Here is a 6,033-nt window from a genome sequence, read left to right as displayed (position 1 = left end):
CAATTCCTCAGACAAAGCATTGCCGTCTGACACACCGCTTTCGCGAGCAGGCTCGCTCCCACATTTTGGATTGTGGTGTTCTCAGGCTGGGCTATGTTCTTCCATCGCGGCCTTGTAAATGGAGTTCTTCGGCTGCGCAAACAACCGCTCCATCATCGGTTCAAAGAAGCTCAACGGCAGCGTGTCATACGCCGGATCAAACGCCGCCGCATCGTACTTGGCGCAAAACTCGGCCGTCGCCTGATACTGCGGATGCCCGGCGAACTGCTCGCGCAAATGCCGATCCATGCCCAAGTGATGAAAGAAGTAATAACCCTGAAACACCCCATGTTTCTCCACCATCCACAAGTTATCAGCACTGACGAACGGCTTGAGAATCGCCGCCGCAATGTCCGGATGGTTGTACGAACCCAGAGTGTCGCCAATGTCATGCAGCAACGCGCAGACCACGTATTCCTCGTCGCGACCATCACGAAAGGCGCGGGTCGCGGTTTGCAGTGAGTGGGTCAAGCGATCCACCGGGAAGCCGCCGAAGTCGCCTTCAAGCAATTTCAGGTGAGCCATGATCCGCGAGGGCAATTGTTTGGCGTAGGCGCTGAAGTCCGAGGCGATGATCGCCCAGTCTTCCTGCGTGCCATCCTTCATATGGGTGAAACGGGCATTGGCATTCATCGGCAAACCTCGTGTTTCTTATTGTTTAGAACGCCACGCGACCCAGGATCATGTCGCGGTACATGACGAAATCGCCGAGCAGGCTGTACAGCGGATGCTGGAAAGTCGCCGGCCGGTTCTTCTCGAAAAAGAAATGCCCGATCCAGGCAAAGCTGTACCCCGCCAATGGCACGGCCAATAACAGCAGCCAGGCGCCTTTGGCGATGGTCATCGCCAGAATGAAAATAACCAGCGTGGTGCCGATGAAATGCAGACGCCGGCAGGTGCTGTTGTTGTGCTCACTGAGGTAATACGGATAGAACTCAGCGAAGCTGTTGAATTGCTTGATGTTTTCCACGACCGCGTTCTCTGTGGTTATTGTTCTGGCGACGAGTTGTTCTGCGGGTAGCTTATTTGAGTCTAGAGTGATCATTGGCGTGGGCCAGTGACAATCGGCGCCACTTTAGTATCCTTCGAAAATCAGGCCGTAACATGCGGCCCATCATGTAAAAGAAAAACGCCATGAGCGAACGAACGACTTCTGCAAGCTGGGCGATGGGGATTGTCAAAGCATTGGAGATGGACGGCCTGGATTGCCGGGTTTTGTTCAAGCAACTGGGGCTCGATTACACGGCTCTGGATGATCCGGATGCACGCTTCCCGCAAGATTCCATGACCCGGTTGTGGCAACGGGCGGTCGAGCTGTCCGGTAATCCGGCGATCGGCCTGAACATGGGCAAAGTGGTGCGACCGGCATCGTTTCATGTCGCCGGTTACGCGCTGATGTCGAGCAATACGCTCGCTGAAGGCTTTCAACGGCTGGTGCGCTATCAGCGGATCATCGCCGAAAGTGCCGACCTGAGTTTTCGTCTGCTCGAAGAAGGCTATGCGCTGATTCTGACCGTGCATGGCGATCATCTGCCGCCGACCCGACAAAGCGCTGAAGCCTCGCTGGCCTGCGCGTTGGGCCTGTGCGGCTGGTTGAGCGGGCGTACGCTGCACCCGGTCAAGGTGCTGGTGCAGGGCGCTCAACCCGCCGATCTCGAACCGTATAAACAAGCCTTTCACGCGCCGTTGGTGTTCAACGCACCGTACGATGCGCTGATCTTCGAACGCGCCGACATGGAAGCGCCGCTGCCCACCGCCAACGAGGCGATGGCGCTGCTGCACGATCGTTTTGCCGGGGAATATCTGGCGCGGTTTTCCGAGAGCCGGGTCACGCACAAGGCACGGCAGGTGCTGTGCCGTTTACTCCCGCAAGGCGAGCCGAAGCGCGACACCGTGGCGCAAACTCTGCATTTATCTCAGCGCACGTTGCAGCGACGGTTGCAGGAGGAGGGCACGAGTTTTCAGCAGTTGCTCGATGACACCCGCCGCGAACTGGCCGAGCAGTATTTGGCGCAACCGAGCATGACCTTGCTGGAAATCGCATATCTGTTGGGTTTTGCCGATCCGAGCAATTTCTTTCGCGCCTTCCGCCGCTGGTTCGACACCACGCCCGGCGATTACCGGGCGCGGCTGTTGCAGGCGCCGAACGCGGTCAATGACGCCAAAATGCCGGAATACACAGCACAAACACCGTAATGATCTCGAGTCGGCCAAGCAGCATGCCGAACGACAGAATCCACTTCGCCGCATCCGGCAGGGTGGCAAAGTTGCCCGCCGGGCCAATGGTTTCGCCCAGGCCCGGGCCGACGCCGGACACGGTGCTGGCAGCGCCGGTCAGCGCAGTCATCCAGTCGACGCCAAGCAGCGACAGCAGCAGGGCGATCACGCAAATGGTGATGGCGAAGAAGAACGAAAAGGTCAGAATCGAACGCACGATCTCTTCGTCGAGACGGTGACCGTTGTACTTCTGCTTGATCACCGCGCGTGGATGAATCAACTGATTAAGGTTGGCCTTGAGCAGGATGTAGGCGACCTGGAAACGGAAAATCTTGATCCCGCCCGCGGTCGAGCCAGAGCAGCCGCCGACAAAACCCAGATAGAAAAACAGCATCAGCGAGAAGTTGCCCCACAGGCTGTAATCGCCGAGGGCGAAACCAGTGGTGGTGACCACCGAGGTCACGTTCAGCGCTACGTGGCGCAGCGCATCCAGCCAATGCAGGTTGGTCGTCCACCAATACCAGGTGCCGAGCACCAGCCAGGTCACCAGCAACATCCCCAGCAAACCCTGCACCTGCTGATCGCGGATCAACGCCTTGCGGTTGCCGCGCATGGTCGCCACGTACAGGGTGAACGGCAGGCTGCCGAGAATCATGATCACCACCGCAACCCAGTGCACCGCCGGTTGCGTCCACTTGGCCAGCGACTGGTCGGAGGTCGAGAAACCGCCGGTGGAAATCGCCGACATCGCGTGATTGATCGCATCGAACGGGCTCATCCCGGCCCACCAGAACGCGAGGCTGCCGACAATGGTGATGCCGACGTACGCCGCCACGATCAGGCGCGCCACCATGTGCGAGCGCGGCATGACCTTTTCCGAACGGTCGGACGATTCGGTCTGGAACAGGCGCATGCCACCGATGCGCAACAGCGGCAGAATTGCCACCGCCATACCGATAAAGCCGATGCCGCCGATCCAGTGCAGCAACGAGCGCCACATCAGGATGCCGGGGGACATGTCATCGAGATGATTGAGCACGGTCGAACCGGTGGCGGTAATTCCGGACATGCTCTCGAAGAACGAGTCGGTGTAACTGATGTGCTGGGTCAGCAGAAACGGCAGCGCGGCGAAAATACACACCACCAGCCAACTGCTGACGGTGAGCAAATACATGTCACGCGGGCGCAAATGAATGTGTTCGGGGCGACCCGGAATCACCAGCGCGAGGCCGGCGACGAAAGTGATCATGCTCGCCCAGAGGAACGACGGCAGATCGCTGGTGCGATCGAAAATCACCAGGGTGGCCATGGGCACGACCATGGCGACAGCCAGCGTGATCAGGAAGATGCCGATGATGAAACCAATGATCCGTAAGGTCGGCAACGCCATGAAGTCCGCTCGGGCTGTGGTGGGGAGGGCGCCATTCTACCTGCGAGGCAGGGCATGTAAACCGGCATCCTGTTGGCAGTTACAGCTAGAATAGCCGCACATATTTTTCAGGAGGTGGCCGATGCAGGCTCTCGACGCGTTGCTCAACCGTGTTTCCGTTCCACGACTGGTCGAACCGGCCCCTACTGCCGAACAGCGCGAAGCCTTGTTTGGCGCCGCGATGCGCGCACCGGATCACGGGCATCTGCAGCCGTATCGCTTCCTGACCGTCGAAGGCGCGGCGCGCGAGCAAATGGGCGAGTTGCTGGCCGAAGCGGCACAGCAGCAGGCAGGCGAAGTCACCGAAGCGATGATCGACAAGGCCCGCAACGGCCCGCTTCGAGCGCCGTTGGTGGTTGTAGTGATCGCTAAATTGCAAGAACACGTGAAGTATCCGAAGGCCGAGCAATTGCTCGCAGCCGGGTGTGCGGCGCACGGGATTTTGCTGGCGGCGTATGCGCAGGGGATTGGCGCGGTGTGGCGTACCGGGGATTTGGCGTATTCCCGGCACGTGGCGCAGGGTTTGGGCTTGGCGGAAGGTGAAGAAGTGATCGCATTCCTCTACCTCGGCACGCCGCAGAAAGAACCGCGTGTGGCGGAGAAGGTTGACCTGGCCGAGTTTGTCAGCGCTTGGCCCGGACAGGCGTAAAGCGAAGAGCCCCTCACCCTAGCCCTCTCCCGGAGGGAGAGGGGACTGATTGGGGGATGCTGTTGAGGTGCGCCGACCTGAAAGTGCTCGGCTGAATCCGGAGTTGATTACGGTTCAGAATCCATATTCAACACAGTGTTTCAGGTCGATGCATGACACCAGACACCGCGGTCGGCCCCCTCTCCCTCCGGGAGAGGGCTGGGGTGAGGGTAGCTTTTAGGCTCTTAAAGTTGCACCACCGCGCCCGGCACCAGCGGCAATTCCAGACTGGCAATAAACCCGCCCTGCGGATGATTGGCCAACGTCAAACTCCCGCCATGCCGCTCCGCCGCCCGCCGCGCGATCGCCAGGCCCAAACCATGTCCCGCCGCCGTCTGCCCCGGCGCGCGATAGAACGGTTCACCTAACTGACTCAAATGTTCGGCCTGCACCCCCGGCCCATGGTCGCGCACGCTGACGACAATCTTTTCGCCCTGACGCGAGGCCTGCATTTCAATCGCCTGACCCTCGGGGTTGAAGCGCTGAGCATTACGCAAAAGATTATCGACGGCGCGTTCAATCATCGTCGGCCAACCTTTGAGTTGCAGATTCGGTTCAACGTCCAGACGCACTGTCTGCTCGGGCGAACCGAGTTTCGCGTCTTTCTGCAAAGTGCCGAGCAGCGCATTCAGATCCACGTCTTCCGCACTGGCGTTGTCTGCGTCGACCCGTGCCAACACCAGAATCTCGCTGATCAACGCTTCGAGGCGATCACACTCGCGGGTCAGGCGTGGCCAGAGCTTTTCGCGTTCTTCCGGATTGGCCCGTTCGGCCAGCGCCAAAGCAATGCGCAGCCGCGCCAGCGGTGAACGTAATTCATGGGAAACGTCGCGCAGCAACTGGCGTTGACTGCCGATCAAGCTTTGGAGACGCGCGCCCATGCGGTTGAAGTCAGTGGCGAGCACGCCGAATTCATCGCGGCGGTTGGCCAGTTTCGCCAGGCTGTTCTGCTGATAGGTGGTCTGCCCCAGATCATGCACCGCGCCGCGCAGACGGCTGAGCGGGCGGGTGATGGAGAAGGTCACCAGCAAACTGAACAGGGTCAGCACCACCAGCGCGATGCCCAACGCACTCAACGGCCAGAGCAGGCTTTCGCGGTGCCAGGCGTCGAGTTCCGGGTGCGGGATGCGGTAGATGAACAGGTAGGTGTCACCGGTTTTTTCACTGGTGAATTCGTCAGTGAGGCGCCGCCATGGCAGGCGTCGGTCATCGTTGTTCTGCCGCGCTTCGAAGGCGGCGGCGCGACGCGGGAAGGTGCCGCGCACCACCGGATCGCCGGATTCGTTCAGCACCTGGACGTCGATGTGATATTGGCGTTTGCGTTGTTCGAGGATGTCCTGAGCGGCTTCCTCGCCCTGGGCTTCGTAGGTTTGCGTCCAGTCGCCGGCCAAGGTGTTGAGGCCCGGATGGCGGCTGAGGATCCACGCGTCCTGATTGAGCATGTGCCCGAGCAGAATCGACAACCCGGCCACCAGAGCGATGGCCAGCCAGAAGCTCGCGAGAATACGCCAGAACAATGAACGCACAGAAAATCCTCAATCAAACATAAACCACTGTAGGAGCTGCGGCACGCTGCGATCTGATCGTTCCCATGCTCTGCGTGGGAATGCAGTCGGGGACGCTCTGCGTCCCACAGTCAAAAGATCGCAGCGTGCCGCAG

The 6,033-nt window shown here is 59.8% G+C and carries 6 protein-coding genes; 2 read left to right on the top strand and 4 right to left on the bottom strand.

Annotated elements, in window-relative coordinates:
- Positions 1 to 81: 81 nt before the first annotated feature.
- Both QMX93_RS29295 and QMX93_RS29290 read right to left on the bottom strand, forming a co-directional pair.
- Positions 82 to 672 carry an HD domain-containing protein gene (locus QMX93_RS29295; protein WP_212545153.1) on the bottom strand — a complete coding sequence of 197 codons (591 nt, stop codon included), beginning with the start codon at positions 670 to 672 and terminating at the stop codon, positions 82 to 84.
- A gap of 25 nt (positions 673 to 697) precedes the next feature.
- Positions 698 to 1,009 carry a DUF962 domain-containing protein gene (locus tag QMX93_RS29290; protein WP_053118254.1) on the bottom strand — a complete coding sequence of 104 codons (312 nt, stop codon included), beginning with the start codon at positions 1,007 to 1,009 and terminating at the stop codon, positions 698 to 700.
- 164 nt (positions 1,010 to 1,173) lie between these two features.
- On the opposite strand from QMX93_RS29290, the gene QMX93_RS29285 reads away from it, so the two are divergent.
- Positions 1,174 to 2,235, top strand: a complete 1,062-nt coding sequence (locus QMX93_RS29285) for an AraC family transcriptional regulator (protein ID WP_212545152.1) — start codon at positions 1,174 to 1,176, stop codon at positions 2,233 to 2,235.
- On the opposite strand, the gene QMX93_RS29280 is transcribed toward QMX93_RS29285, so the two are convergent.
- Entirely contained in the window at positions 2,192 to 3,646 is a 1,455-nt protein-coding gene (locus tag QMX93_RS29280; protein WP_008087314.1) for a TrkH family potassium uptake protein, read from the bottom strand. The two genes, QMX93_RS29285 and QMX93_RS29280, sit on opposite strands and share 44 nt — an antisense overlap.
- 121 nt (positions 3,647 to 3,767) lie before the next feature.
- Between QMX93_RS29280 and QMX93_RS29275 the strand changes: the two genes are divergently transcribed.
- Positions 3,768 to 4,334, top strand: coding sequence for an NAD(P)H nitroreductase (locus tag QMX93_RS29275; RefSeq protein WP_282359052.1), 567 nt, complete (start codon positions 3,768 to 3,770; stop codon positions 4,332 to 4,334).
- Between the two features lie 224 nt (positions 4,335 to 4,558).
- Here QMX93_RS29275 and QMX93_RS29270 read toward each other — a convergent pair whose 3' ends face one another.
- A complete protein-coding gene (locus tag QMX93_RS29270) occupies positions 4,559 to 5,899 on the bottom strand; it encodes a HAMP domain-containing sensor histidine kinase (RefSeq protein ID WP_282359051.1) in 1,341 nt (446 codons plus the stop codon).
- Between the last annotated feature and the right edge of the window lie 134 nt (positions 5,900 to 6,033).

This window comes from Pseudomonas sp. PS01303 (genome assembly GCF_029959385.1).
Lineage (GTDB): Bacteria > Pseudomonadota > Gammaproteobacteria > Pseudomonadales > Pseudomonadaceae > Aquipseudomonas > Aquipseudomonas rustica.
Note: the sequence above shows the minus strand (reverse complement) of the source record. Positions and strands in the feature narration are given on the sequence as shown.